Below are 25963 nucleotides of genomic sequence, written 5' to 3'. Positions count from 1 at the left end.
GTCCGTCTTCGCGAGCAGGTCGAATCGTCGCACCGTCGCTCCCACAGTTGTTTTGTGGTGTGTTCGGTTTCTGAGTTAAACCTTCAACACCAACTTGCCGAAATTCTCCCCGCTGAATAACTTCATCAGCGTCTCGGGGAACGTCTCCAGCCCTTCCACAATGTCTTCCTTGCTCTTGAGCTGCCCCTTGGCCATCCAACCGGCCATTTCCTGCCCGGCGGCGGCGAACTGCGCGGCGTAGTCCATCACCACAAAACCTTCCATGCGTGCGCGGTTGACCAGCAGTGACAGGTAGTTGGCCGGGCCCTTGACCGCTTCCTTGTTGTTGTACTGGCTGATGGCGCCACAGATCACCACCCGTGCTTTCATGGCCAAGCGGCTCAATACAGCGTCGAGGATATCGCCGCCCACGTTATCGAAATACACGTCGACGCCTTTCGGGCATTCGCGCTTGAGGCCTGCAACGACATCTTCATTCTTGTAGTCGATGACGCCGTCGAAACCCAGTTCGTCGATGAGGAACCTGCACTTGTCCGCGCCGCCGGCGATGCCGACTACCCGACAACCCTTGATCTTGGCAATCTGCCCGGCAATGCTGCCCACCGCACCGGCAGCGCCCGACAGTACGACGGTATCGCCGGCCTTGGGCGCACCCACGTCGAGCAACGCGAAGTAAGCGGTCATGCCGGTCATGCCCAGCGCGGACAAATAGCGCGGCAGCGGCGCCAGTTCCGGATCGACCTTATAGAACCCGCGCGGCTCACCCAGGAAATAATCCTGCACACCGAGGGCGCCGTTGACGTAATCGCCGACCGCGAACCCAGGGTTGTTCGAGGCTACGACTTTGCCTACTCCCAACGCGCGCATCACTTCACCCAGACCGACCGGCGGGATGTAGGACTTGCCTTCGTTCATCCAGCCGCGCATGGCCGGGTCCAGGGACAGGGATTCGTTCTTGACCAGGATCTGGCCTGCAGCCGGTTCGCCGAGCGGTACTTCCTGATAGGTAAAGGTTTCCCGGGTCGCGGCACCCACTGGGCGTTTGGCGAGCAGAAATTGGCGATTGGTCTGGGACGTCATGGCAGGCACTCAGGATGAATGAAACCTTGTTGATAGACCCTCAAGAGCGATGTCGCAAGTTCGGCTGATTCGGCGAATACGCCCTGATCCAGTGCAGTGATAGTTGGTACGGTAGTTCCATCACTGGCACTCATGGGGGCTCAACCGGCCTTTTGATAGTGCTGCCTGGGCAGGGGGGCGGTGGCTATGCTGGGAAAACGCGACCCCCCGCAAACTTATCTTCGAGGACAGAACAATGAGCATGACGTTTTCCGGCCAGGTGGCAGTAGTAACAGGCGCGGCAGCCGGTATCGGCCGGGCCACTGCCCAGGCGTTTGCCGCCGAAGGCTTGAAAGTAGTGGTGGCCGACATGGACACCGCGGGCGGAGAAGGCACGGTAGCGCTGATCCGTACGGCAGGCGGCGAAGCGACTTTCGTGCGTTGCAACGTGACGGTGGAAAGCGATGTAAAGAATCTGATGGATGAAGTGGTCAATACCTACGGCCGTCTCGACTATGCCTTCAACAACGCCGGTATCGAGATCGAGAAAGGCAAACTGGCCGAAGGTACGGTCGACGAGTTTGACGCGATTATGGGCGTCAACGTCAAAGGCGTCTGGTTGTGCATGAAGTACCAGCTGCCTTTGCTGCTGGCCCAGGGCGGCGGTGCAATCGTCAACACGGCGTCAGTGGCCGGTCTTGGGGCTGCCCCGAAGATGAGCATCTACGCGGCTTCCAAGCACGCGGTCATCGGCCTGACCAAATCGGCCGCGATTGAATACGCCAAGAAGAAAATCCGCGTCAATGCCGTGTGCCCGGCGGTGATCGACACCGACATGTTCCGCCGCGCTTATGAAGCAGACCCGAAGAAGGGCGAGTTCGCCAATGCGATGCACCCGGTGGGCCGCATCGGCAAGGTCGAGGAAATCGCCAGTGCGGTGCTGTACCTGTGCAGCGATGGCGCCGCTTTCACCACGGGGCACTCATTGGCCGTGGATGGCGGGGTTACTGCGTTTTGATAGCGGATCGACCTCCAGCGTTCTGAAAACGACGTGGGCGTAGCTTTTTGCCATTATTGCGACGCCAGAGACTTGTGTTGCTACAGGCCCGTTGCGAATCTGCCGCTACTGATAATGGCGGGGGACTGAGTGCAATGATTTCGGCCGTGCAAGGACGTTTTGCCAACCTCGGTATGGCAAAAAAACTGGGTGTCGGGTTTGCGCTGGTGCTGTTGCTGACGGCCCTGGTGGCGGCCATCGGCGTATGGTCGCTGCAAACCATCAGCCAGCGCTTCGACGGGCTCAAGCAGATGTCTTCGCTCAACAGCGGTTTGCTCAAGGTGCGACTGCTGGAGCAGGAATATGCCTTGCACGGCAGCCCGAAAACCGTCGATGCCTTGCACGCAGGCGTTGACGGCCTGATCGACCTGGCAAACCAGCTCAAGGCAGCGTCGGCGGCCAACGTACCGGTCATGAATGACGTCGAGCAGTCCCTGGGGGCTTACCGCAAGGCGTTTGACGAATTTGTCTCGCTCAGCCAGGCCAAGGACCTGGCGCTGGAAATGGCCAGTTGGTCGGTGTCCAGCGTGGCCAACAACCTCGACGTCCTGCAAGCCGGGCTCGCCGATGACGGCGCTTATACGTTGAAGGAAACCGAAGGCAAGGACGGCGCGTCATTCATCGAGCAAGCCAACCAGGTCAGCCAGGTTTCACGGTTGATGCTGCAAGCCATGAACGAAGCACGCGTGCGTCTGGACCAGAGCCGCAAGGGCGACGACAGCGCCGGGCAGGGCAAGATCGAGCAGGCCAGTCAGGCGCTGGCCCAGGCCGAGCAACTCAAGACCACGGTCAAGGATGAGGGCTACCAGACGGTCCTCAATGAAGTCACCGGCCATATCGCCAGTTTCAGCGACAAGCTCGCTGAGTACACCGGCCTGCTGGAACAGGAAAAAACCGTCTACCAGCAATTGCATCAACGCGCTGCCCAAGTGGTGGAACGGGTGGATCAGGCCTATGTCGCCGAAGACCAGTCGATGCAGTCGCAGCTGAAAAACAACTCGTTGCTGATACTCGGCTCTTCCGTACTGGCCTTGCTGGTCGGGTTGATTGCGGCGTGGGTGATTACCCGCTTGATCGTGGCGCCGCTGCGCACTGTGATTCGTGTGGCGCAGCAGATCGCTGCAGGGGACCTGAGTGCGAAGGTTGAAGTGACCCGCCGTGACGAGATTGGCCAGTTGATGCAGGCCATGCAGCAGATGGGCGCAGGGCTGAGCCAGATCGTCAGCGGCTTGCAGGCTGGCATCGAGCAGTTGGCAACTTCAGCGCAATCGCTGTCTGCCGTGACCGAACAGACCAACCTCGAAGTCAGCAGCCAGAAGGAAGAAACCGATCAGGTTGCGACGGCCATGAACCAGATGACCGCCACCGTGCACGACGTCGCGCGTAATGCGGAGGAGGCCGCACTGGCAGCGCAAACGGCGGATGGCAAGGTTGAAAGTGGGCAACAGGTGGTGCGCCAGAGCATGGTGCGGATCGAGCAACTGGCGGATTCCGCCACTTCGGCCAGTTCAAGTATCGAAAGCCTGAGCGCGGAAATCCAGAACATCGGCACGGTGCTCGGCGTTATCAAGAGCGTGGCGGAACAGACCAACCTGTTGGCCCTGAACGCGGCCATCGAAGCGGCCCGGGCCGGTGAACAGGGCAGGGGGTTTGCGGTGGTGGCCGATGAAGTGCGGGCCCTGGCCAAGCGGACCCAACAATCGACCGAAGAGATCGAGCGACTGGTCAGCGCCTTGCGCACGGCGGCGCAGGCGTCGGTGCAGCAGATACAAAGCAGTGGTGAGTTAGTGAAACTGGCCGTCAGTGATGCACTGCAGACCGAGAGTGCGCTGGGGAGTATTGCCGCGGCCGTGTCCTTGATTCAGCAGATGAACCAGCAGATCGCCGCTGCTGCCGAGGAGCAGAGCTCGGTGGCCGAGGAAATCAATCGCAGCGTCACGAGTATTCGTGCGAGTGCAGACCAGTCTTCGCTGGCGATGCAGGGCAATGCGGCGTCGAGTATCGAGCTGGCGCAGTTGGGGGTTGAGTTGAAGGGGATGGTGGGGCATTTCAGGCTTTGAGCCTTGTCCCTCGGTGTATTCACTCGATCTACTGTGGGAGCGAGCCTGCTCGCGAAGGCGGCCTGACAGCCGACCTGGATTATGTTGACCGCGTACATATCCATTGCTGCGGTAACGGCCACCTAAGGTTTCGCCCTTACGGCGAGTCACTTGGAAGAGCCTGTAGGAGCGAGCATGCTCGCGATGGAGGTCAACGATGACGCGGGGAGCCTGACACCCCGCGGTGCTCTCAGGTTTTTCGCGAGCATGCTCGCTCCTACAGGGCCCGCCGCGATGGGCCATCCTTGGCCCAGCGCGGCTAACCCGGCATCCATGCCGGGTTACCCACTGCGCAGAACCTCCACTCGGCCTCTCGATGGGGCAAGAAGATCAAAAGCCAAATCAAAAGCAAAAGCGAGCGGCCTACCGGCCGGCCTGATCGAGAGTTCGTACGCATCTCCACCGTAGGAGCCAGGCTTGCCGGCGAAGAACGATAACGCGGTGCACCAGATGCACCGCAGCGCCTGGTTCGCCAGCAAACCGGCTCCTACAAGATGATCAGTCGTAGATCACTTTCTTCTTCCAGTCCGCATCCGCCTCGACGTCCTTGAGGCCTTCGGTCAATTGGTTGACGTCACCTTCTACCGGAGCGATACGGTCCATGACCTGGTCGTTGGCGCGGGCCAGGAGTTTTTCCAGGTATTCCAGTTGTTCGGCGTAGACCTGGGGTTCCTGCTGTTTGCGCAGGTACTGCACGCCGCGTTCGAACGCCAGCCGCGCCTGGCCGGGCTGGTTCTGCTGCAAGGAGTGCTGGCCGAGGTTGTTGAAAAATTCGATGTGCAGCAGCACAAGGATATGGCGCACTTCACGGATCCAGCCCTTGGCTTCGCTGGGTGGCAAGAAACCATCCTGGGCAGCGCGGGTGATTTGGCCGTGCAGGGCTTCGAGCAGGAAACGTACGTCCTTGGCCTTGGCTTCAGTCTGGATCGGTGCCGGCGGGTTGTTGACCGGAATCGATTCGCCCTGGGCAACCAGAGCCTCCAGTTCAGTAATCCGTGCCTTGAGGTTGGCGCTGGTCTTTTCCAGATTCAGCAGGCGTTGGCAAACATTCAGTTCCAGGCGGGTCAGCAACAGTTTGAGCGCTGGCGTCATCAACTGGCCGGGAAACGTCTCGGTGATCTCACCACAGCGACGCAGGCGGTCATTGAGTTCAACCTTGGTGCGGGCCCTTTCCAGCTTATTGTTTTCCACCACATGGTTGATGTAGCCAATGGCGATCAAGAGTGCAATCCCGGCTACGACGAGCAGGGTGATCATGAGTGGTGTCACCGGTAAGACCTCTTTATAGGGTTTGCATGCGAGTGTAGTGGCTTGGCATCCAGGTGCCTGAAGCCGCTCGACTGATTGCCTCGGCGTGGCTGAAGTTTTATCGGCCGCAGCCCGCTTATATAAATGCTGGCACTCTGGAGCATATTGCCATCACTCATGGCGTCGACTATAACGTCTTGGCGGGTGTCAGAATATAGGCGCCAGACCCCAAGCGACGGAAAACCCGAACGGGGGTGGAAAGCAGGGCGAAGTCATTGATTTAAATAAATTTATAACAGGGGGTTGACGACCTCTCAATCCATCCATAGAATGCGCGCCACTTGCAGCGTAAAGCACACAGCGAAACGAAGCAGGTAGTGAATGTTGTAGTGTGTCCCCTTCGTCTAGTGGCCTAGGACACCGCCCTTTCACGGCGGTAACAGGGGTTCGAGTCCCCTAGGGGACGCCAATGCGGGAATAGCTCAGTTGGTAGAGCACGACCTTGCCAAGGTCGGGGTCGCGAGTTCGAGTCTCGTTTCCCGCTCCATTTTTAAACAGTCTTGCTTTCGGGCAGGGCTGAGTGAAACCAGAACCAAGTCTTCGGATGCGGGTCTGGGCACCGAAACACACACCATGTGTTCCGGGCAGCGTGTCCCCTTCGTCTAGTGGCCTAGGACACCGCCCTTTCACGGCGGTAACAGGGGTTCGAGTCCCCTAGGGGACGCCATTTGCGGGAATAGCTCAGTTGGTAGAGCACGACCTTGCCAAGGTCGGGGTCGCGAGTTCGAGTCTCGTTTCCCGCTCCATATTTAACGAGAATGCCGCTCATTGAGCGGCGTTTTTGTTTGCAACAAGTGTTTAAGTCCCCAGGGGATGCCATTTGCGGGAATAGCTCAGTTGGTAGAGCACGACCTTGCCAAGGTCGGGGTCGCGAGTTCGAGTCTCGTTTCCCGCTCCATATTTAACAAAAACGCCGCTCATTGAGCGGCGTTTTTGTTTGTGCGCGATGCGCGTCGTATTACATCGACAGAATCAACCGCCCGGCAAACAGGATCAGGATCACCCCCATGCTGCGTTCGAACCAGTGCCCCATGCGCATGAACAGCAACCTCACCCTGCTGCTGGAAAAGAACAACGCAACGATCACAAACCACAGGGCATTCACAACGCACATCCATACACCGTACAACGCTTGAATCTTCAACGGTGTCGTGGCGCTGATGATCGTGGTGAAGATCGCCAGGAAAAACAACGTGGCCTTGGGATTGGTGGCGTTGGTCAAAAAGCCTGTCGTAAACGCCTTCAGCAGTGTTTGCTCAACGACTGGTTGATCAGTCGGCTGATCGCCTTCCAATACAGATTTCGGCCGGCTGCGCACCAGGCTCACACCCAGATAAAGAATGTAGGCACCACCCACGACCTTGGCCACCGTCAATAACCAGGGAATCGTATGCATCAAGGCACCGACGCCGAGCAAGGTGTACAGCACGTGCACGGAAATCCCCGCACCAATGCCCAGTGCCGTGCAGATGCCGACCACTCGGCCGAACCGCACACTCTGGCGGATGGTCACCGCGAAATCCGGTCCGGGGGCGACCACGGCCAGAAAGTGAATCGTCGCCAACGCCAGGAACTCGCCCAGGTAATTTGAAAGCATCTCAACTCCAGAAAGTCAGGGGGGAAGCAGTGCCGCGATAGCCGACAAAGAATGAAAGGCTCAAGCGGGGATCGACCGCACCCGGTGTCACCGAGTGCATGCGGCGTGAGTTGAACATGATGAAATCGCCCGGTGCCGGAAGGATCTCCAGCGCCGGAGTTCCGAGCAGGGCCGGGTCGATGCCGTAGCTGTCGCCACGCATTTCGTCGAACTGCGCAGGAGTAATGTCGTGGTCCCACACTTGCAGTGCGCCGCCCTCGGCGGGCATGTTCAGGTAGACGTTGCAGGCGAACTGCGCTTCCAGGCTCCTGGCCTGGAAGCTGTCCGGGGCGTCCTTGGCGAAAATGTCGTGATGGGCGAGAAAACACACGCCGGGTTTGACCACCCGGGACAGCCCGACGTACATCTTGCGGCCGTAGAGGCTTTCGAGGTGCGCGCCGGCTGGCCAGGATTCGTCGAGGATGCAGCGCAGGGTGTCGACCGGGGACGCATAGGGTGCACAACGATTACGCAGCTCTGCGATGTTGCGGGTGGCACGCTCGAAGTAATCCTCGATCAGCAGTGCCTGATTTTCCGCTTCGTAAAACGCCATGCCGATGCGACCGATGCTCGGCGCGTTGATATAGCCTTCAAATCCGGGAGCGAGGATCTTGTCGCCAATCTGAGTCGCCAGCGCCGGAGACAGCCAGCCTTTGATCCGGATGGCGAGCACTTCCTCATGGGCCAGTTTTTTTATGCACGCCTCATCGAGACGCTCGACGTCAAGCATCATGGTTCAGGTCCCTCTATCAGAGAGTCAACCAAGCCTGCGGATGCAGGCTTGCCCGGCATCAGGCGGCAGCCGCAACGAAAGCGGCGGCGCCTTCGCCCAAAGGCTCAGTCCACGTGATAGTGGACGGACAACGTGCCTTTCTTTTGCGAAAGGGCCGTGATCGTGACCGCGCCCAAATCCTTCAGGCTACGTACATGGGTGCCGCCACAGCCATAGGCGGGCAGTTCACCGAAACTGATTTCCCGGGCGCCTTCGCGCAGCGATGTCAGGCGCGGCAGATCATGGGCGATCCACTGTTCGAGGCCGTATTGAACGGTCTGCGCGTCAACGTCCTGCGCCGATTCCGCGGGTTTGAATTGCACCCGCCCTTCGCCGGGCCAGTGATGCGCCTTGATCGGCATCCAGCCCATGGCCTGGACGAAGTGGCCAATTAGATGGCCGGCCGAATGCATGCGCGTATTGAACTGGCGACGTTGCTCGTCGACCCGGATCTGGGTCATGCCAGGGTTGACCGGCTGATCGACGAAATGGACGATCCGGTCTGGGTCCTGGACTACGCGCAGTACCCGGCTGTCGCCAATCCAGCCCGTATCACAAGGTTGTCCGCCGCCCTGAGGGTGAAACAAGGTTGCGCGCAGCACCACGGCGAATTCGCTTTCGTGAGGTGCGCAGTCCAGGACTTCCACATTGGCCTTGAGGTCATCACTATGGAAAAAGAGGCGAAGCGTCATATTCCATGCTCGTATTCAAATTTCTATTTTTTATTATATGAAGCGTGGTTTGGCGTGATAATCCGTTCAAACATCAAAGGACTGTTGCGTTGTGAGCATAAATCTTCCACTGCCGTTACTGGGTGAAATGGCGATTTTCGTCAAGGTCGTCGAAACCGGCAGCTTCTCCGAAGCCGCTCGCCAGTTGGGTTCTTCGCCCTCGGCTGTCAGCCGCAGCATCTCGCGTCTGGAGAAGGCGCTGGCCACTCGCCTGCTGCAACGAACCACGCGCAAGTTACGTTTGAGCGACGGTGGCGAGGAGGTCTTCAAGCGGTGCCGGGAGATGGTCAACGCCGCCCGGTCAGTGATGGAAATCAGTGGTCAGTTCACTGATGAGCCCGAGGGGGTGGTGCGCATCAGCGTCCCGAAAGCCGTAGGCCGAATCGTGATTCACCCGCATATACCGGAGTTTTTGCGCCGTTATCCCAAGGTGGATGTGGAGCTGTTGCTTGAGGATCGTCAGGTGGATTTGATCGACGATCACGTCGACCTGGCGATTCGTATCACCGACCGGCCGCCAGCGGGATTGGTGGGGCGACAGTTGCTGACCATCGACCATTTACTCTGCGCCACACCCCAATATCTGGCTGAGCACGGTACGCCGACTCATCCCCATGACTTGCTCAACCACAGTTGCATTTACTTGGGCGAAACCCCGAGCGATGCGCGCTGGAAGTTCAAGAAAGGCAACAAATCTGTAACCGTCGGTGTGCGCGGGCGATATGCCGCCAATCACACCGGTGTACGTTTTGGCGCGGTATTGCAGCACATCGGCATCGGCAGCCTGCCGTATTTCACCGCGCGCCGTGCCTTGGAGAAGGGGTTGATGGTGCAAGTGCTGCCGGACTGGACGTTTCTGGCGTCCTACCACGGGGGCGCGTGGTTGCTGTACTCGCCAACCCGCTACCTGCCGCCAAAGCTACGGGTGTTGATTGATTACCTGGTGGAATGCCTGGAGAAGGAGCCGACTTTGGGCAAGCCAGGTAAGTCGAGCCTTCTGAGTACGGCTGTATCGGAGTATGAGCTGCCCGAGAGTGATGGGTTGTTCTGAATCATAAGCAAAAGATCGCAGCCTTCGGCAGCTCCTACATGGGAATTGCGTGCACCCTGTAGGAGCTGCCGAAGGCTGCGATCTTTTGATCCAAAAAAAAAGCCCGCAGGTTCAACCATGCGGGCCTTTTGCATTGCGGATTTCGTATCAGTGCTTGCTGTCCTGATTCGACAAGGCCAGCAGCTGCTTTTCCTGGTTCCAGTCAAAAGGCTCGTCATTCTGTTCGGCTTCGAAACGACGCTCTTCCAGTGCTTGATACAGGTCGATTTCTTCATCGGACAAGTAGTGCAGGCAGTCACCGGCGAAATACCACAGCAGATCCCGTGGAATCAGGTGGGCGATTTGCGGATAACGGGAAATCACTTGAGTCAGGATGTCCTGGCCCAGGTACTGGCTTTCGATCGGATCGATCGGCAATGACGCCAGCAGTTCGTCGAAGCGCTCCAGGAACAAGGCATGGCTTTCTTCGGGAACCTGCTCGGCCTCACCTACGGCGACCAGGATGCTACGCAAGTGGTCGAGCAAAACGAGATGATCGGCAACGATGTTGGACACGAGATAAGTCCTCAAGAGCAAAACGGGCGCGGGAGTATAAAGCTCCCGCGCGCATTTTCCCATGATGGAGCGCTGGATGGATCAGCGGACCTTGCCATCGGTCAGTGCTATTTCCTCTTTGTCGAAAGCATCGACATCGATCACTTTACGCCGCGACACTTCGGCCTCACGAAGCGTGTGTGCTTCCACCGGTTGCAACACGCCGGCTTCCAATGCTGCATCGATGATATTTTCCCCAGCGATCGGTTTGACCTGACCGCTCTTGAGCGCCACATGCAGTTTCTTGCGCAAGGGTTGCGCAGCGTTCAACTGATTGCAGGTGTGCTGCAGGACGCCAACAGGGTCTTCGACCGATTGCGGGCGGTAGCAACCCAGGAGCACTTCCTCCAGGGCCGGATCGCCCTTGGCACGGCCAATCACTGCCGCAACTTCGGCGCCGAGTTTGTCCGACGGCCCTTTGTGGCGACGGCCGAACGGGAACACGATCACCCGCAACAGACAGGCCAGCACCTTGTTCGGAAAGTTGTTCAGCAGTTCATCCATGGCCCGCTCTCCGTGACCGAGGCTTTCCTCCATGGCCCAGGTAAACAGCGGCTTCATGTACTCCGGCGAGTCGAGGTCGTTGTAACGCTTGAGCGCGGCGCTGGCCAGGTACATGTTGCTCAGCACATCACCCAGCCGTGCCGACAGGCGTTCGCGCCGTTTCAGTTCGCCGCCGAGCAGCATCATGCTGAGGTCGGCGAGCAGGGCGAACGCAGCGGCCTGACGGTTGAGCGCGCGGAAGTAGCGCTGGCTGAGCTTGTCGCCGGGCACTTGCTCCAGGTGCCCGAAGCCCAGGTTCAGCACCAGCGTGCTGGCGGCGTTGCCCACGGCAAAGCCGATGTGCTTGAGCAGCAGGTCATCGAATTCGGTGAGTGCCTGATCCTTGTCCTCCCGAGTGGCCAAGGCCATTTCCTTGAGCACGAAGGGGTGGCAGCGAATGGCGCCTTGGCCGAAGATCATCAGGTTGCGCGATAGAATGTTCGCGCCTTCCACGGTAATGAAGATCGGCGCGCCGTTCCATTTGCGCCCGAGGTAGTTGTTCGGCCCCATGATGATCGCCTTGCCGCCGTGCACATCCATTGCCTGGCTGATGCACTCGCGGCCACGCTCGGTGAGGTGGTACTTGAGAATCGCCGACAGCACCGACGGTTTCTCGCCGAGGTCCACCGCATTGGCGGTCAGCATCCGCGCGGCGTCCATCATCCAGGCGTTGCCGCCGATGCGCGCCATGGCTTCCTGAATGCCTTCGAAAGCGGCAATCGGCACGTTGAACTGCTCGCGGATCTGCGCGTACTGGCCTGTCACCAGGCTGGTGAACTTGGCCATGCCGGTGCCCACCGCCGGCAGGGAAATCGAACGTCCGACGGACAGGCAATTCATCAGCATCATCCAGCCCTTGCCGAGCATTTCCTGGCCGCCGATCAGGAACTCCAGTGGCACGAAAACATCCTTGCCGGAGTTCGGGCCGTTCATGAACGCCGCACCCAGGGGCAGGTGACGGCGGCCGATTTCCACACCGGGGAGATCGGTTGGAATCAGCGCCAGACTGATACCCAGGTCTTCCTCATCTCCCAGCAGGTGGTCCGGGTCGTATGCCTTGAACGCCAGGCCGAGCAGGGTGGCCACCGGGCCCAGGGTGATGTAGCGCTTTTCCCAGTTCAGGCGCAGGCCGAGAGTTTCCTTGCCTTCCCATTCACCTTTGCAGATCACCCCGGTGTCGGGCATGCCGCCCGCGTCCGAACCGGCCAGGGGACCGGTCAATGCAAAACAGGGGATTTCGTCGCCGCGCGCCAGGCGTGGCAGGTAATGGTTGCGCTGTTCGTCAGTGCCGTAATGCAGCAACAGTTCGGCCGGGCCGAGGGAGTTGGGGACCATCACGGTGGAGGCGAGATCGCCGCTGTGACTGGCCAGTTTCATCGCCACTTGCGAGTGGGCGTAGGCCGAGAAGCCCTTGCCGCCAAACTCTTTGGGAATGATCAGGGCAAAGAAGCCGTTGTCCTTGATGTAAGTCCAGGCCTCGGCCGGCAAGTCCATGGTTTGACCGAGCTGCCAGTCGCTGACCATGGCGCAGAGTTCTTCGGTCGGGCCGTCGATGAAGGCCTGTTCTTCTTCGTTCAGTTGCGCCTTGGGATAGGACAGCAGTTTGTTCCAGTCCGGGCGACCGCTGAACAGTTCGCCATCCCACCACACGGTGCCGGCTTCGATGGCGTCGCGTTCGGTTTCCGACATTGGCGGCAGGGTTTTCTGGAACCAGTTGAACATCGGTGCGCTGAAGAATTTGCGGCGCAGATCAGGCAATAGCAGGGGGGCCGCCACAGCGGCGGTCAACACCCAGAAAATCAACAGCAGCCAACCCGGTGCGCGGCTGAAGGCGCCCATTGCCAGCAGATAGACAGCCACGATGCCCAGGGCAGGCAGCGGCGCGATGCGACGGTGGGCTAAATAAGCTATCCCGACAACCAGAACCAGTATCCACAACAGCAGCATATTTAATCCTCCGTGAACCCAGGGCAAACCAACCCAGAGAGCTTAGACGGCATCCGCGAAACGGGGTGGTCAGAGCGATGGGATTGAAATCGTGGGAAACCCTGGATGATTGTGTAGGCCTTTTGCGTGACAGACCGTGAAAAATCGTTCATTGAGCGGGCGGCAAAGCGCCCATATTTGGCCGAAACGTCGTTATCTCTGTGCTGAACCTCTCGCTAGACTCGGGTCTTGCCCTAGACATTACCAGCAGGGAGATTGCCCTCATGCACGAGTATCTGAGCCCCGGCCGCTTCATCGATAGTGACCATCCCTCGGTGGTGGAGTTCGCCGAAAAACACCGTGGCAGCAGTCGCGACCCGATCGAGCAGGCGATCCGACTCTATTACGCCGTGCGCGAGGCGGTGCGCTACAACCCGTACTCCTTCAGCCGTGATCCGCAGACTTTGTGCGGCAGTTACGCGCTGGCGACCGGGGAAAGTTATTGCGTGCCCAAAGCCACCTTGCTGGCAGGTGCAGCACGGCATTGCGCGATACCCGCGCGGATCGGCCTGGCGGATGTGCGCAATCATTTATCGACCCCACGCTTGCTCAAGTTGCTCAAGAGCGACGTGTTCGCCATGCACGGCTACACCGAGCTCTATCTGAACGGTCGCTGGGTCAAGGCTACGCCTGCGTTCAACCAGGGCTTATGCGATCTGTTCAATGTGGCACCGCTGGAATTCGATGGGATTAACGACAGTGTTTTCCACCCCTTCAATCGCGACGGCGCAAAATTGATGGAGTACCTGATCGACCACGGCCAGTTCACCGACGTGCCGGAAAGGTTCTTCTTCGAACACCTTGAAAAGTGTTATCCGCACTTGTTCGACGAGCAACTTGCGCCTCTGCTGGGGGACATGCAGAGCGATTTGAGTCGCGCCTGATCCGGCGTATGCTGCCTGCGCATTCATCCATAAAGAGGCGGTCATGCTGAAGATTTGGGGTCGGAAAAATTCGTCGAATGTCAGAAAACCATTGTGGGCCGCCGAGGAACTGGGCCTGGCCTATGAGGCCATCGATGCGGGCGGTGCCTTTGGTGTCGTCGATACGCCCGAGTACCGCGCCATGAACCCCAATGGTCGCGTGCCGGTGCTTGAAGATGATGGCTTCGTGTTGTGGGAATCCAACGCCATCGTCCGTTATCTGATGGCCAGGCATGCGGCGAATACCCCGTGGTATCCGGCAGATCTGCAAGCACGGGCCAGCGCCGAGAAGTGGATGGACTGGACCACTTCCAGTTTTGCCGGACCGTTCCGCACGGTGTTCTGGGGCGTTTTGCGCACCCCGGCCGATCAACAGGACTGGCCCGCGATAAAGGCTGCGATCAAGGAATGCGAAGCGCTGCTGGCGATGGCTGACCAGGCGTTGGCAACCCAGCCCTACCTGTCCGGTGAGGAGATCGGCATGGGCGACATTCCCCTGGGCAGTTTCATTTATGCCTGGTTCGAGATGCCGATCGAACGTTCGCCGCATCCCCATCTGCAGGCCTGGTACGCACGGTTGAAACAGCGTCCGGCGTATCGCAAAGCGGTCATGACCGCGTTGACTTAATACTCACTATCGACACACTTGACTGTACTTGTAGGGCGGCGACAAGCACCATTGCGTCCATGCGCCGCGGTTGCATTGCTTGCCGCCCGCCCATATCTGTCCCTTTCTTCCCTTCTTGGTGCGTAATCCGATATGAGTTCCGCTCTGTCCATCCGGCAGCTAACCAAAACCTACGGCAACGGTTTCCAGGCCTTGAGTGGTATCGATCTGGATGTCGCCGAAGGTGACTTCTTCGCCTTGCTCGGCCCCAACGGCGCCGGCAAATCCACGACCATCGGCATTCTTTCGACCCTGGTGAACAAGACCAGCGGCACGGTGAATATCTTCGGTCACGACCTGGACAAGAACCCGGCGGCGCTCAAGCGTTCCATCGGCGTTGTACCCCAGGAATTCAACTTCAACCAGTTCGAAAAGACCTTCGACATCGTCGTCACCCAGGCCGGTTACTACGGCATCCCGTCGAAAGTCGCCAAGGAACGCGCCGAGCAGTACCTGACCCAGCTCGGCCTGTGGGACAAGCGCGATGTGCCGTCGCGTTCGCTGTCCGGCGGCATGAAGCGTCGCCTGATGATCGCCCGCGCGCTGGTCCACGAACCGCGCCTGTTGATCCTCGACGAACCGACTGCCGGGGTGGACATTGAACTGCGTCGCTCGATGTGGACCTTCCTCACCGAGCTGAACAAGAAAGGCATCACCATCATCCTCACCACGCACTATCTGGAAGAGGCTGAGCAGTTGTGCCGCAACATCGGCATCATCGACCACGGCACCATCGTCGAGAACACCAGCATGAAGCAGTTGCTCGGCCAGCTGCATGTCGAGACCTTCCTGCTGGATCTGAAGAACGGTGTGAGCGCGCCGCCGCAGCTGATTGGCTATCCATCACGATTGCTCGATGGTCACACCCTGGAGGTCCAGGTGGACAAGTCCATGGGCATCACCGCGCTGTTCACTCAGCTTGCACAGCAAAATATTGAAGTGCTGAGCCTGCGTAACAAAACCAATCGCCTTGAGGAGTTGTTCGTGTCCCTGGTGGAGAAAAATCTGTCGAAGGTGGCGGTATGAGTTCCGAGCTGCAGCCCAACCTCGTTGCCCTCAATACCATCGTTTACCGTGAGGTCCGGCGTTTTACCCGGATCTGGCCGCAGACCCTGCTGCCGCCAGCCATCACCATGGTCCTGTATTTCGTGATCTTCGGTAATCTGATCGGTCGGCAAATCGGCGACATGGGTGGCTTCACCTATATGGAGTACATCGTGCCGGGGCTGATCATGATGTCGGTGATCACCAACTCCTACGGCAACGTGGTGTCGAGTTTCTTCGGCAGCAAGTTCCAGCGCTCCATCGAAGAGTTGATGGTGTCGCCGGTGTCGCCGCACACCATCCTGATTGGCTACACCCTCGGTGGCGTGCTGCGCGGCTTGATGGTCGGGATCATCGTGACGCTGCTGTCGCTGTTCTTCACCGATTTACAGGTGCATCACTTGGGCGTGACCATTCTGGTGGTGGTGCTGACGGCGACGATTTTCTCGTTGCTGGGCTTCATCAACGCAGTGTTTGCGCGCAACTTCGATGACATCTCGATCATCCCGACGTTTGTGCTGACGCCTTTGACCTACCTGGGCGGGGTGTTCTACTCGATCTCGTTGCTGCCGCCGTTCTGGCAGACCGTGTCCCTGGCCAACCCGGTGCTGCACATGGTCAATGCGTTCCGTTACGGTATTCTTGGGGTATCGGATATCCGGATCAGCATCGCGATCACGTTCATGCTGGTGGCGACTATCGTGTTGTACATCGGTTGTGCGCGGTTGCTGGTGAGTGGGCGGGGGATGCGTACCTAAAATCTCAAGCGCACGTATCCCCCGTGGGAGATTCTATGGTTGAGGGGAAGCCCTCAAACCGCCTTTAGATTCGTATTCGCTCTGGTTTTTCAGCAGGGCGAATACGACTCGGGCCAGCTTGCGAGCCAGTATCACCAAGGCCTGGGTGGTGCTGAAGCCTCGGGCTCTTTGCTCTTCATAGTAGGGTTTCCAAGCCGCTGTACGACTCGCAGACATGGCAGCGTTGTGGAGCAGCCGACGAGCCTCTCCATCCCCGCGCTTGGTCAAACAGGGGCGTCCTTGTTTCTTGCCTGATTTAGCCACCCTCAAATCCAGTCCAAGAAAGGCGATGAAGGCATCGCCACCACCAAATTCACCCCGCTGGAAAGACGCCAGCAGCCGAGCTGCAGTCAGAAAGCCGACACCTTCTATCTTCATGCAGCGCTTGAGTTGATCCATCAGCCCGGCTTTTTCCAGAAGGGTCTTGATCATCTTCTCAAGCAGGGCTTCGAGTCTTTGCATCGAGCGTACCTGGGCGGCAAACGCCGTTTTCAGCGGTTCATTGGCCCAGCTTTGCGCCAGGCCGGTACGCGCCTGAACCAATGCCGCACGCCGACGGAACAAGCTCAGGAGCTGACGGTAAAGCGGCGGTGGAGGCGTTCATGGACGCAGTTCCTCGGCCTCGTTTTTCAGGTAACGGGCCAGCAGACGAGCATCGATTGCGTCAGTCTTGGCGCGGATTTTCACCCCTTTGCGATAGTGGCTTAGTTCAAAGCCGTCGACCATGTAGACGTCGCAGCCGGCTTCATAGGCCAGATCGACGAACACTACGTGATAAATATTGGTGGCTTCAATGGCGATGGCTGCGCTTCCCGATAACGCTTTCAGCCACTTATTGATGGCTGTCTTGTTGTTGGGAATCGTCTCAAGCAGATCGAGTTCGGCGCGATAGATCACCAGTTCATCCTTGGCGACGTCCACACCTACAATCGGTTTGGTGGCGAGAACCTGCATTGCCATCGAATACCCTCCGGGATAAAGTTTGAGCACTTGTTGGGGTCACCCAGAGGCGCAGGCTTGTTTCTATCGTCGGTCGAACCAGAAGCATTCTTTATCGGCGCTTGGGTGAAAGGAGGAGGGGCGAAATCTCCCACGGTCTGTACTGCTAGTAACAGTCAGAATCTGGCTTTGTCCCTCCTCCCCCCTTCAAGTCCTACCATACAAGCTGGCTTGTCGGGTCGCCGCATCGCAGCGATGGCGGCCTGACAGTCAACCAATCGCTCATGGATGTATCCGATCTACTGTGGGAGCGGGCTTGCTCGCGAAGGCGGCCTGACAGCCGATCATATTCTTTCAGGTGTACATATCCATTCCTGCGGTAACGGCTACTTAGGGTTTCGCTCTTACAGCGAGTCACTTGGAAGAGCCCCAAGTAACCAAGGGCTCTTGCCCCTGGCGTTCGGCCCCTCGCTGAGGCTCGGGGTACCCTCGCTCCGGCCCTGCTCCGTGGGCCCGCCGCCATCGGCCATCCATGGCCGGCGGCGGCTAAACCGGCATCCATGCCGGTTTGCCCACTGCGCAGAACCTCCACTCGGCCTCTCGATGTGGCAAGAAAATCAAAAGCCAAAGCCAAAGCCAAAGCCAAAGCCAAAGCCAAAGCAACAGCAAAAGCAAAAGCAACAGCAAAAGCAACAGCAAAAGCGGGGCGGCCTGACAGCCGACCTGATTGCAGGTATGTCCGCGTCCCATTGTGGGAGCGAGCCTGCTCGCGAAAAACGTCCAGACAACGCGTTCATCCAGACAGGGCGCGTTATCGTTGACGACCATCGCGAGCAGGCTCGCTCCCACAGGGGATTGGGGGTATCTGTAAAAATCAGGTCGGCTGTCAGGCCGCCTCGCTTTGGCTTTAGATTTGGGCGCCCCGTTAAACCACGATGGCCGAACGTAGGCATTGCGTAGTGGGTAAACCGGCAGGACGCCGGTTTAGCCGCGCTGGGCCAGGGACGGCCCATCGCGGCGACCCCTGTAGGAGCGAGCATGCTCGCGATGGAGGTCAACGATGACGCGGGGTGCCTGACACCCCCCGGTGCTCTCAGGTTTTTCGCGAGCATGCTCGCTCCTACAGTAAGGGCGAAACCATAAGTGGCCGTTACCGCAGAAATGGATATGTACACGATCAAACGGCCTTTGAACTCCTACTTTTCTTACGCCGCCGCCACTGCCGCCCAACCCACCAACGCCAATACATCATCACCAGACAATAAGCCAACGCCCCAAGCACCAGGCCCACCACCACCGACCCCAGCAAAAACGGCTGCCACAAGGTCGAGAGCTGACTGCTGATCCATTCCCAGGTCAACTCATCCGGCAGATGCCGGGCAGGAACATCCATCAGCCAGGCACCGGTCTGATAAGTGCAGAAGAACACGGCCGGCATGGTGATCGGGTTGGTCAACCAGACCAGGCTGACGGCAATCGGCATGTTGCCGCGCACGATGATCGCGAGAATCGCGGCGACCAGCATCTGCAACGGAATCGGCAGGAATGCCGCGAACAGACCGACCGCCATCGCCCGGGCGACGGAATGGCGATTGAGGTGCCAGAGGTTCGGGTCATGCAGCAGGGTGCCGAGAAAGCGTAAGGACTTGTGTTCCCTGATGCTGGTCGGATCTGGCATGTAGCGTTTGAATAAGCGCCGGGGCATAAGGCTTCTCGGTCGGTTAAGGCGGCAAGTATGTCTGGATTCTATGAGTCGCCCATTCAGACTTTGTGACAATTGTTAACGGCGAACGTGCGCCTGGCCGGCTATGCCTAGGGACGGGACTCTCAAGGACGGGCTTATGCGCACAGGGATGATGGCGCTGGCGTTGGGCCTGCTGGCCTTGCGTTTTTTACCGGTGTTACCGCCGGTCTGGTTGTGGTTGTTGATGCCGGTCGTGGGTTTGATGTTACTGCCGTTCAGGACGTATCCGGCGGCGTTTTTCCTGTTCGGCTTGAGTTGGGCGTGCCTCCATGCCCAGTGGGCGCTGGATGATCGGTTGTCGCCGGCCCTCGATGGGGAAACGCGTTGGGTCGAAGGGCGGGTCAGTGGGTTGCCACAGAATGCCGAGGGTGTGGTGCGTTTCGAACTGACCGACAGTCAGTCACGACGCACCGTCCTGCCGCGACATTTGCGTCTGGCCTGGTACGACGGCCCGCCGGTGAACAGCGGCGAACGCTGGCGGCTGGCGGTCAAGCTGAAGCGACCGGCAGGTTTGCTCAATCCGCACGCCTTCGACTACGAGGCCTGGCTGTTGGCGCAACGCATCGGTGCGACCGGGACCGTCAAGGCCGGGGAGCGACTTGCGCCAGCCCGATGGGCCTGGCGCGACGGTGTACGCCAGAGGCTGCAGGCCGTGGACGCCCAAGGTCGAACAGGCGTGCTGACAGCGTTGGTGCTGGGAGACGGCGGGGGGCTCAGTCGCGAAGACTGGCAGATGTTGCAAGACACCGGCACCGTGCATCTGCTGGTGATTTCCGGGCAACACGTCGGCTTGTTGGCGGGACTGGTTTATCTGTTGGTCGCCGGGCTTGCCCGTTATGGCTTGTGGCCAGGCCGTCTGCCATGGTTGCCCTGGGCCTGCGGCCTGGCTTTTGTGGCTGCCCTTGGATATGGGCTGTTGGCTGGCTTCGAAGTGCCGGTTCGCCGAGCCTGTCTGATGATCGGCCTGGTACTGCTGTGGCGCCTGCGCTTTCGCCACCTGGGTGCATGGTGGCCGCTGTTGCTGGCGCTCAATGGCGTCTTGCTGATTGACCCATTGGCGAGTCTGCAACCGGGTTTCTGGCTGTCATTCGCGGCGGTGGCGGTGTTGATCTTCACGTTCGGTGGTCGCTTGGGGCCTTGGCCATGGTGGCAAACCTGGACCCGTGCCCAATGGCTGATCGGGATCGGCCTTGGCCCTTTTTTGCTGGTCCTGGGATTGCCGATCAGCCTCAGCGGGCCGTTGGTCAATTTGCTGGCGGTGCCCTGGATCAGCCTGGTGGTGCTGCCCCCTGCATTGCTCGGGACACTGTTGTTGCCGGTGCCCTACGTGGGCGAATGGTTACTCTGGCTTGCGGGCGGCTTGGTCGATTGGCTGTTCACCGGGCTGGCATTGGTCGCCGGCAAGGTTCCCGCGTGGGTGCCCGCAGCCATCCCGCTATGGGTCTGGGGGATCGGCACTTTGGGCGCCTTTCTGTTGCTGCTGCCGCGCGGCGTGCCAATGCGACCTTTAGGCTGGCCTCTGCTGCTACTACTGGTTTTTCCTCCGCGGCCGATGCTGCCCGAAGGCATTGCCGAGGTCTGGCAACTGGATGTGGGTCAAGGGCTGGCGATCGTGGTACGCACTCGCCATCACACACTGTTGTATGACGCCGGTCCGCGTTTGCGTGGTCTCGACCAGGGTGAGCGGGTGGTACTGCCAGCACTGCGCAAACTGGGAGTGAAGGCAGTCGACCTGATGTTAATCAGCCATGCCCATGCCGATCACGCCGGTGGCGCCCGGGCAGTTGCCAATGGGTTGCCGGTGAAATGGGTGCTCAGTGGGGAACCTGCCGACCTGCCTGCCGAGTTGCAGGCCGAGGGCTGTGAGAGCGGCCGGCAATGGACGTGGGACGGGGTCAATTTTCAACTGTGGCACTGGCCGCTGGCCAGGGACAGCAACCAGAATTCCTGCGTGTTGCAGATCGAAGCCAATGGCGAGCGAATGCTGCTCAGCGGTGACATCGACACCCGCGCCGAGCGCGCATTGCTCGATAGTGCATTGGCCGTGCCTACCGATTGGTTGCAGGCACCGCACCACGGCAGTCGCAGTTCGTCTTCGATGGCGCTGCTCAACGTTTTGCAGCCCAAGGCGGTGCTGATCTCCCGTGGCCAGGGCAACTCGTTCGGCCATCCTCATCCGGTGGTGATTGAACGCTATCGAAATCGCGGGATGGCGATCTACGACAGCGCGCAGCAAGGTGCCGTTCATCTGCAACTGGGACGTTTCGAACCACCGCGTTCGATGCGTCAAGAACGGCTCTTCTGGCGCGATCCGCCGCCCTCGGGCAAATAACCGGGGATTATCAAAGGCCGACCGGATGCGACATCACAGTCTTCGGTGCGCCCACCCCCTATGTTAGAGTGGCGCACTTTTTCGAGGGGACTGTCACTGTGTGGGAATTGGTCAAATCCGGCGGCTGGATGATGCTGCCGATCATCCTGAGTTCCATCGCGGCAATGGCAATCGTTGCCGAACGTCTGTGGACCCTGCGGGCCAGTCGCGTGACCCCGGAGCATTTGCTCGGGCAGGTCTGGGTCTGGATCAAGGACAAGCAACTCAACAAGGAAAAGCTCAAGGAGCTGCGCGCCAATTCGCCGTTGGGTGAGATCCTGGCCGCTGGCCTGGCCAATTCCCGGCATGGTCGCGAGATCATGAAAGAGTGTATCGAAGAGGCCGCCGCGCGGGTCATCCACGAGCTGGAACGCTACATCAATGCCCTCGGCACCATCGCCGCCATGGCGCCGTTGCTGGGGCTGCTGGGTACGGTGCTGGGCATGATCGACATTTTCAGTGCGTTCATGGGCACGGGCATGACCACCAACGCAGCGGTGCTGGCCGGGGGTATCTCCAAGGCGCTGATCACCACGGCAGCCGGTTTGATGGTCGGTATCCCGTCGGTATTCTTCCACCGTTTCCTGCAACGCCGGATTGATGAACTGGTAGTCGGCATGGAGCAGGAAGCGATCAAGCTGGTCGAAGTCGTGCAGGGTGATCGTGACGTGGACCTGGCGGGGGGCAAAGCGTGAAATTCCGCCGCAAGCAACGGGAGAATGTGGACATCAACCTCGCGTCGCTGATCGACGTGGTGTTTATCCTGCTGCTGTTTTTCGTCGTGACCACGACCTTTACCCGTGAAACCCAGTTGCGCGTCGATCTGCCCGAAGCGGTCAGCGGTGCGCCCTCCGATGACCAGACCCGGCAACTGGACATCGCGATCAGTGCCGACGGCGTGTTTTCGGTGAACAATCAGGTATTGCCCAAAAGCGACCTGGCGACCCTGATGGATGCACTGCAGAAGCAATCCAATGGCGACACCAGTCGACCGCTGTCCATCAGCGCCGACGGAAAATCCCAGCATCAGTCGGTCATCACCGCCATGGACGCCGCCGGCAAGCTCGGCTTCAGCCATCTGCGCATGACCACAGTCGAGGCGGCGCCGCCCGCGCCCTGATGGCCATGTCCGATCGCCTGCTCGCCGCGTGGTACCGAGGTCATCCGGCCCTGAAACTGTTGCAGCCGCTGGAGTGGTTGTACCGCTGCGTGGTCAACCACAAGCGCAAGCGCTTTCTGGCGGGCGAGGGTGAGATCTATCAGCCACCGGTACCGCTGATCGTGGTGGGCAACATCACCGTCGGCGGCACCGGCAAGACACCACTGATCCTGTGGATGATCCAGCACTGTCAACGCAGTGGCTTGCGGGTCGGCGTGGTCAGCCGGGGTTACGGAGCCAAACCTGCGCAATTGCCGTGGCGGGTCGAGGCGGATCAAAGCGCCGACGTCGCTGGCGATGAGCCGCTGTTGATCGTGCAGCGTACCGGCGTGCCATTGATGATCGACCCGGATCGCAGCCGTGCGGTCAAGGCCTTGCTGGCGAGTGAACCGCTGGACCTGATCCTGTCCGATGACGGCATGCAGCATTACCGCATGGCTCGGGATCTGGAGCTGGTGCTGATCGACTCTGCCCGTGGACTAGGCAACCGGCGTTGCTTGCCCGCCGGGCCATTGCGTGAACCGGTCGAGCGTCTGCAAAGTGTCGACGCGGTGCTCTACAACGGCGCCACGGCTGACGACGGTGACAACTTTGCCTTCCAGTTGCAACCGACGGCACTGGTCAATCTGCAAAGCGGCGAACGTCGCCCGCTCGATCACTTTCCTGCAGGCCAGGCGCTGCATGCCGTGGCCGGGATCGGTCACCCGCAGCGTTTCTTCAAGACCCTCGAAACGCTACACTGGCAGCCAGTCCCGCATGCGTTCGCCGACCACGCCGAATACAGCGTGCAGGCCTTGAATTTCAAACCGCCATTGCCATTGGTGATGACCGAAAAGGACGCGGTGAAGTGCCGTGCCTTCGCCGCCGCCGACTGGTGGTACCTGGCGGTCGACGCTGTGCCGTCGCCAGCCTTCACGGCCTGGTTCGATACACAGTTGATGCGCCTGTTGCCGGCGCGTCTTTTGCCTTAAATCCGTTTCTATCCAGGGAATGTTCATGGACACCAAATTGCTCGATATCCTCGCTTGCCCGGTCTGCAAAGGTCCGCTCAAGCTCAGCGCCGACAAGACCGAGCTGATCAGCAAGGGCGCTGGCCTTGCGTACCCGATTCGAGACGGCATCCCGGTGATGCTCGAAACCGAAGCCCGTACCCTGACCACCGACGAGCGTCTGGATAAATGACTACAGCCTTTACCGTTGTTATTCCTGCGCGCTACGCCTCCACCCGTCTGCCGGGCAAGCCGCTGCTGTTGATCGCCGGCAAGCCGATGATCCAGCACGTGTGGGAACAGGCGTGCAAAAGTAGCGCCCAGCGCGTGGTGGTTGCCACGGACGATGCACGCATCGCCCAGGCCTGCGAAGGTTTTGGTGCGCAAGTGGTGATGACTCGCGAAGACCACAACTCAGGCACCGATCGCCTGGCTGAAGTTGCGGCGAAGCTGGGCTTGGCGCCTGACGCGATCGTGGTCAACGTCCAGGGCGACGAGCCGCTGATCCCGCCAAGTGTCATTGACCAGGTGGCCGTTAACCTGGCTGCCCACACCGAAGCGCGCATGGCCACGCTGGCCGAGCCGATCGAAGACGTGGAGAGCCTGTTCAACGCCAACGTGGTCAAGGTCGTCAGCGACCTCAATGGCCTGGCACTGACCTTCAGTCGCGCCACCTTGCCATGGGCACGGGACACGTTCGCCAAGAGCCTCGAGCAATTGCCCGAAGGCGTGCCGTATCGCCGACACATCGGCATCTATGCCTACCGCGCCGGTTTCCTGCATGACTTCGTCAGCTGGGGCCCGTGCTGGCTGGAAAACACCGAGTGCCTGGAACAGCTGCGTGCCTTGTGGCACGGGGTACGGATTCACGTCGCCGATGCGCTGATCGCTCCGCCGGCCGGTGTCGATACCGTTGAAGACCTTGAGCGCGTTCGTCGCCTGCTGGAGGCTTGATGCGGGTTCTGTTTGTCTGCCTGGGCAATATCTGCCGTTCACCCACGGCCGAAGGCGTTCTGCGGCATAAACTGCGCGAAGCGGGGCTGGCCGATCAAGTCGAAGTGGCCTCCGCCGGTACCGGCGACTGGCACGTGGGCAGTGCACCGGACAAGCGCAGCCAGGCGGCGGCCAAGCGGCGTGGTTATGATTTGTCCGCGCAGCGCGCCCAGCAAGTCACCCGCGCCGACTTCGCCACGTACGACCTGATCCTGGCGATGGATAACAGCAACCTGCGCAACCTCATGGATCTGCAACCGCCCAAGGGTAAGGCGGAGCTGGACCTGTTCCTGCGTCGCTACCCATCGGAGATCGATGAAGTCCCTGATCCGTACAATGACAGTGAGCATGGCTTTGAACGGGTGCTGGACCTGATCGAGCGCGCCAGTGACCTGCTGGTGATCGAACTGAAGGAACGGTTATGAGTTTGCAACTGCGATCACGGGTTTCACTAAAACCGTTCAACAGCTTTGGCGTGGATGTCCAGGCTCGCCTGTTTGCCGAGGCCCATAGCGACGCCGATGTGCGTGAGGCCCTGGCCTATGCACGGGAACACCAGGTGCCCTTGCTGGTGATCGGCGGTGGCAGCAACTTGCTGCTGACGGCCGACGTTGAATCGTTGGTGCTGCGCATGGCCACGCGCGGAATACGCGTGATCAGCGACGACGGCAGCAAAGTGGTGATCGAGGCCGAGGCGGGCGAGCCGTGGCACCCGTTCGTGCAACACACCCTGGTGCAGGGCTTGTCGGGCCTGGAAAACCTCAGCCTGATTCCCGGCACCGTTGGCGCGGCGCCCATGCAGAACATCGGCGCGTATGGCGTGGAAATCAAGGATGTGTTCGCCGGCCTGACCGCCCTGGATCGCCAGAGTGGCGAGCTGCGCGACTTCAGCCTGCAAGAGTGCAACTTCGCTTACCGCGACAGCGTGTTCAAACAGGAGCCTGGGCGCTGGTTGATCCTACGCGTGCGTTTCATCCTCGATCGCACTGCACACCTGCATCTGGAGTACGGTCCTGTGCGTCAGCGCCTGACCGAGCAGGGCATCGATCATCCGACGGCGACGGACGTCAGCCAGGCCATTTGCAGCATCCGCAACGAGAAACTCCCGGACCCGGCGGTGCTCGGCAATGCCGGCAGCTTTTTCAAGAACCCCTTGGTGCCAGCGGCGCTGGTCGCACAGCTCAAGGGCGAATATCCGGACCTGGTGGCCTACGCGCAACCCGACGGGCAGATGAAGCTGGCTGCCGGCTGGTTGATCGAACGGGCAGGGTGGAAAGGTTTCCGCGATGCCGATGCAGGCGTGCACAAAATGCAGGCACTGGTGCTGGTCAATTACGGCAGCGCGACAGGGTTGCAACTACTGAGCCTGGCACAGCGCATCCAGAAAGACATTTCAGAACGTTTTCATGTCGACCTGGAAATGGAGCCCAATCGGTATTGAAGCTAAGCTTTGATGACGGATTGCCAAAGCCCTGCATAACTCAAGTTGTGCAGGGCTTTT

23 protein-coding genes, 5 tRNA genes and 2 pseudogenes are annotated in these 25963 nt (G+C 59.7%); 21 read left to right on the top strand and 9 right to left on the bottom strand.

What is annotated here, in order from left to right; all coding sequences use genetic code 11:
• Positions 1–75: 75 nt before the first annotated feature.
• The gene (locus ACA054_RS25355; RefSeq protein WP_497686693.1) at positions 76–1080 is read right to left on the bottom strand and encodes an NADP-dependent oxidoreductase; all 1005 of its coding nucleotides are present in this window, start codon (positions 1078–1080) and stop codon (positions 76–78) included.
• 235 nt (positions 1081–1315) lie between these two features.
• On the opposite strand from ACA054_RS25355, the gene ACA054_RS25350 reads away from it, so the two are divergent.
• The 3 genes and pseudogenes from ACA054_RS25350 (at position 1316) to ACA054_RS25340 (ending at position 4176) form a co-directional block, all read left to right on the top strand.
• Positions 1316–2077, top strand: coding sequence for an SDR family oxidoreductase (locus ACA054_RS25350; protein WP_180202713.1), 762 nt, complete (start codon positions 1316–1318; stop codon positions 2075–2077).
• Between the two features lie 134 nt (positions 2078–2211).
• Positions 2212–3318, top strand: a pseudogene (locus tag ACA054_RS25345) (HAMP domain-containing protein); the annotation flags it as partial.
• A complete protein-coding gene (locus ACA054_RS25340) occupies positions 3295–4176 on the top strand; it encodes a methyl-accepting chemotaxis protein (protein ID WP_497690368.1) in 882 nt (293 codons plus the stop codon). The pseudogene ACA054_RS25345 and the gene ACA054_RS25340, both read left to right, overlap by 24 nt.
• Positions 4177–4713: 537 nt before the next feature.
• Here the strand turns inward: ACA054_RS25340 and ACA054_RS25335 are convergent.
• Complete coding sequence (locus ACA054_RS25335; protein ID WP_497686692.1) at positions 4714–5472, bottom strand: hypothetical protein; 759 nt, start codon at positions 5470–5472, stop codon at positions 4714–4716.
• A 384-nt stretch (positions 5473–5856) separates the two neighbouring features.
• On the opposite strand from ACA054_RS25335, the gene ACA054_RS25330 reads away from it, so the two are divergent.
• From ACA054_RS25330 to ACA054_RS25310, 5 genes are all read left to right on the top strand, one after another.
• Positions 5857–5932 (top strand) — tRNA-Glu (locus tag ACA054_RS25330).
• Positions 5933–5934: 2 nt separating this feature from the next.
• Positions 5935–6010 (top strand) — tRNA-Gly (locus ACA054_RS25325).
• A gap of 104 nt (positions 6011–6114) precedes the next feature.
• Positions 6115–6190: transfer RNA gene (locus ACA054_RS25320), tRNA-Glu, on the top strand.
• 3 nt (positions 6191–6193) lie between these two features.
• A tRNA-Gly gene (locus ACA054_RS25315) sits at positions 6194–6269 on the top strand.
• 76 nt (positions 6270–6345) lie between these two features.
• Positions 6346–6421, top strand: a tRNA-Gly gene (locus tag ACA054_RS25310).
• Positions 6422–6481: 60 nt separating this feature from the next.
• Here the strand turns inward: ACA054_RS25310 and ACA054_RS25305 are convergent.
• From ACA054_RS25305 to ACA054_RS25295, 3 genes are all read right to left on the bottom strand, one after another.
• Positions 6482–7120, bottom strand: coding sequence for a LysE family translocator (locus ACA054_RS25305; protein ID WP_497686691.1), 639 nt, complete (start codon positions 7118–7120; stop codon positions 6482–6484).
• Position 7121: 1 nt separating this feature from the next.
• Positions 7122–7892, bottom strand: a complete 771-nt coding sequence (locus ACA054_RS25300) for a 2OG-Fe(II) oxygenase (RefSeq protein WP_497686690.1) — start codon at positions 7890–7892, stop codon at positions 7122–7124.
• A gap of 104 nt (positions 7893–7996) precedes the next feature.
• Positions 7997–8623: an alanyl-tRNA editing protein gene (locus tag ACA054_RS25295; protein ID WP_497686689.1), complete on the bottom strand. Its 627-nt coding sequence runs from the start codon at positions 8621–8623 to the stop codon at positions 7997–7999.
• 91 nt (positions 8624–8714) lie between these two features.
• Here ACA054_RS25295 and ACA054_RS25290 point away from each other — a divergent pair, with 91 nt between their 5' ends.
• Positions 8715–9713, top strand: coding sequence for a LysR family transcriptional regulator (locus ACA054_RS25290; RefSeq protein ID WP_497686688.1), 999 nt, complete (start codon positions 8715–8717; stop codon positions 9711–9713).
• Between the two features lie 147 nt (positions 9714–9860).
• Here the strand turns inward: ACA054_RS25290 and ACA054_RS25285 are convergent, their stop codons facing one another.
• Together ACA054_RS25285 and ACA054_RS25280 are read right to left on the bottom strand one after the other, a co-directional pair.
• Positions 9861–10268 (bottom strand): PA2817 family protein, encoded by a 408-nt coding sequence (locus tag ACA054_RS25285; RefSeq protein ID WP_007991629.1) that lies wholly within the window; start codon positions 10266–10268, stop codon positions 9861–9863.
• Between the two features lie 81 nt (positions 10269–10349).
• Positions 10350–12797: an acyl-CoA dehydrogenase gene (locus ACA054_RS25280; RefSeq protein ID WP_497686687.1), complete on the bottom strand. Its 2448-nt coding sequence runs from the start codon at positions 12795–12797 to the stop codon at positions 10350–10352.
• A 263-nt stretch (positions 12798–13060) separates the two neighbouring features.
• Between ACA054_RS25280 and ACA054_RS25275 the strand changes: the two genes are divergently transcribed.
• From ACA054_RS25275 to ACA054_RS25260, 4 genes are all read left to right on the top strand, one after another.
• Positions 13061–13720 carry a transglutaminase-like domain-containing protein gene (locus ACA054_RS25275; protein WP_497686686.1) on the top strand — a complete coding sequence of 220 codons (660 nt, stop codon included), beginning with the start codon at positions 13061–13063 and terminating at the stop codon, positions 13718–13720.
• 43 nt (positions 13721–13763) lie between these two features.
• The gene (locus tag ACA054_RS25270; protein WP_497686685.1) at positions 13764–14387 is read left to right on the top strand and encodes a glutathione S-transferase family protein; all 624 of its coding nucleotides are present in this window, start codon (positions 13764–13766) and stop codon (positions 14385–14387) included.
• A 132-nt stretch (positions 14388–14519) separates the two neighbouring features.
• Positions 14520–15452, top strand: a complete 933-nt coding sequence (locus tag ACA054_RS25265; RefSeq protein ID WP_497686684.1) for an ABC transporter ATP-binding protein — start codon at positions 14520–14522, stop codon at positions 15450–15452.
• Positions 15449–16228 carry an ABC transporter permease gene (locus ACA054_RS25260; protein ID WP_497636177.1) on the top strand — a complete coding sequence of 260 codons (780 nt, stop codon included), beginning with the start codon at positions 15449–15451 and terminating at the stop codon, positions 16226–16228. The genes ACA054_RS25265 and ACA054_RS25260 overlap by 4 nt, the downstream gene beginning before the upstream one ends.
• 33 nt (positions 16229–16261) lie before the next feature.
• On the opposite strand, the pseudogene ACA054_RS25255 reads toward ACA054_RS25260, so the two are convergent.
• Positions 16262–17227, bottom strand: a pseudogene (locus tag ACA054_RS25255) (IS110 family transposase).
• 1156 nt (positions 17228–18383) lie between these two features.
• Positions 18384–18911 carry a DUF2062 domain-containing protein gene (locus tag ACA054_RS25250; protein WP_497686683.1) on the bottom strand — a complete coding sequence of 176 codons (528 nt, stop codon included), beginning with the start codon at positions 18909–18911 and terminating at the stop codon, positions 18384–18386.
• 136 nt (positions 18912–19047) lie between these two features.
• Between ACA054_RS25250 and ACA054_RS25245 the strand changes: the two genes are divergently transcribed.
• The 8 genes from ACA054_RS25245 to murB all read left to right on the top strand — a co-directional run bounded on the left by ACA054_RS25245 (position 19048) and on the right by murB (position 25903).
• On the top strand, positions 19048–21282 hold the full coding sequence (locus tag ACA054_RS25245; protein WP_497686682.1) for a DNA internalization-related competence protein ComEC/Rec2: 2235 nt from the start codon (positions 19048–19050) through the stop codon (positions 21280–21282).
• 98 nt (positions 21283–21380) lie between these two features.
• The gene (gene pocA / locus ACA054_RS25240; protein WP_020799918.1) at positions 21381–22016 is read left to right on the top strand and encodes a flagellar polar localization protein PocA; all 636 of its coding nucleotides are present in this window, start codon (positions 21381–21383) and stop codon (positions 22014–22016) included.
• Complete coding sequence (gene pocB / locus ACA054_RS25235; protein WP_046817688.1) at positions 22013–22441, top strand: flagellar polar localization protein PocB; 429 nt, start codon at positions 22013–22015, stop codon at positions 22439–22441. Before pocA ends, pocB begins: the two co-directional genes overlap by 4 nt.
• Positions 22441–23451, top strand: a complete 1011-nt coding sequence (gene lpxK, locus ACA054_RS25230) for a tetraacyldisaccharide 4'-kinase (protein WP_497686681.1) — start codon at positions 22441–22443, stop codon at positions 23449–23451. The genes pocB and lpxK overlap by 1 nt, the downstream gene beginning before the upstream one ends.
• 25 nt (positions 23452–23476) lie before the next feature.
• A complete protein-coding gene (locus ACA054_RS25225; protein WP_007945752.1) occupies positions 23477–23662 on the top strand; it encodes a Trm112 family protein in 186 nt (61 codons plus the stop codon).
• Positions 23659–24423 carry a 3-deoxy-manno-octulosonate cytidylyltransferase gene (kdsB, locus tag ACA054_RS25220; RefSeq protein WP_497636172.1) on the top strand — a complete coding sequence of 255 codons (765 nt, stop codon included), beginning with the start codon at positions 23659–23661 and terminating at the stop codon, positions 24421–24423. The genes ACA054_RS25225 and kdsB overlap by 4 nt, the downstream gene beginning before the upstream one ends.
• Positions 24423–24887 (top strand): low molecular weight protein-tyrosine-phosphatase, encoded by a 465-nt coding sequence (locus tag ACA054_RS25215; protein ID WP_497686680.1) that lies wholly within the window; start codon positions 24423–24425, stop codon positions 24885–24887. Before kdsB ends, ACA054_RS25215 begins: the two co-directional genes overlap by 1 nt.
• Positions 24884–25903 (top strand): UDP-N-acetylmuramate dehydrogenase, encoded by a 1020-nt coding sequence (gene murB / locus ACA054_RS25210; RefSeq protein ID WP_497686679.1) that lies wholly within the window; start codon positions 24884–24886, stop codon positions 25901–25903. The genes ACA054_RS25215 and murB overlap by 4 nt, the downstream gene beginning before the upstream one ends.
• Positions 25904–25963 lie beyond the last annotated feature (60 nt).

This window comes from Pseudomonas sp. LBUM1653 (assembly GCF_059716115.1).
Note: the sequence above shows the minus strand (reverse complement) of the source record. Positions and strands in the feature narration are given on the sequence as shown.

Bases quoted from the DNA above. Each gene is read 5' to 3' on its own strand.
- ACA054_RS25355 (WP_497686693.1), bottom strand. From the start codon at position 1,080: ATGACGTCCCAGACCAATCGCCAATTTCTGCTCGCCAAACGCCCAGTG.
- ACA054_RS25340 (WP_497690368.1), top strand. From the start codon at position 3,295: ATGCAGGCCATGCAGCAGATGGGCGCAGGGCTGAGCCAGATCGTCAGC.
- ACA054_RS25250 (WP_497686683.1), bottom strand. From the start codon at position 18,911: ATGCCCCGGCGCTTATTCAAACGCTACATGCCAGATCCGACCAGCATC.
- ACA054_RS25260 (WP_497636177.1), top strand. From the start codon at position 15,449: ATGAGTTCCGAGCTGCAGCCCAACCTCGTTGCCCTCAATACCATCGTT.
- ACA054_RS25305 (WP_497686691.1), bottom strand. From the start codon at position 7,120: ATGCTTTCAAATTACCTGGGCGAGTTCCTGGCGTTGGCGACGATTCAC.
- ACA054_RS25335 (WP_497686692.1), bottom strand. From the start codon at position 5,472: ATGATCACCCTGCTCGTCGTAGCCGGGATTGCACTCTTGATCGCCATT.
- lpxK (WP_497686681.1), top strand. From the start codon at position 22,441: ATGGCCATGTCCGATCGCCTGCTCGCCGCGTGGTACCGAGGTCATCCG.
- kdsB (WP_497636172.1), top strand. From the start codon at position 23,659: ATGACTACAGCCTTTACCGTTGTTATTCCTGCGCGCTACGCCTCCACC.
- ACA054_RS25265 (WP_497686684.1), top strand. From the start codon at position 14,520: ATGAGTTCCGCTCTGTCCATCCGGCAGCTAACCAAAACCTACGGCAAC.
- ACA054_RS25225 (WP_007945752.1), top strand. From the start codon at position 23,477: ATGGACACCAAATTGCTCGATATCCTCGCTTGCCCGGTCTGCAAAGGT.
- ACA054_RS25295 (WP_497686689.1), bottom strand. From the start codon at position 8,623: ATGACGCTTCGCCTCTTTTTCCATAGTGATGACCTCAAGGCCAATGTG.
- ACA054_RS25215 (WP_497686680.1), top strand. From the start codon at position 24,423: ATGCGGGTTCTGTTTGTCTGCCTGGGCAATATCTGCCGTTCACCCACG.
- ACA054_RS25350 (WP_180202713.1), top strand. From the start codon at position 1,316: ATGAGCATGACGTTTTCCGGCCAGGTGGCAGTAGTAACAGGCGCGGCA.
- ACA054_RS25245 (WP_497686682.1), top strand. From the start codon at position 19,048: ATGCGCACAGGGATGATGGCGCTGGCGTTGGGCCTGCTGGCCTTGCGT.
- murB (WP_497686679.1), top strand. From the start codon at position 24,884: ATGAGTTTGCAACTGCGATCACGGGTTTCACTAAAACCGTTCAACAGC.
- ACA054_RS25300 (WP_497686690.1), bottom strand. From the start codon at position 7,892: ATGATGCTTGACGTCGAGCGTCTCGATGAGGCGTGCATAAAAAAACTG.
- ACA054_RS25270 (WP_497686685.1), top strand. From the start codon at position 13,764: ATGCTGAAGATTTGGGGTCGGAAAAATTCGTCGAATGTCAGAAAACCA.
- ACA054_RS25280 (WP_497686687.1), bottom strand. From the start codon at position 12,797: ATGCTGCTGTTGTGGATACTGGTTCTGGTTGTCGGGATAGCTTATTTA.
- ACA054_RS25275 (WP_497686686.1), top strand. From the start codon at position 13,061: ATGCACGAGTATCTGAGCCCCGGCCGCTTCATCGATAGTGACCATCCC.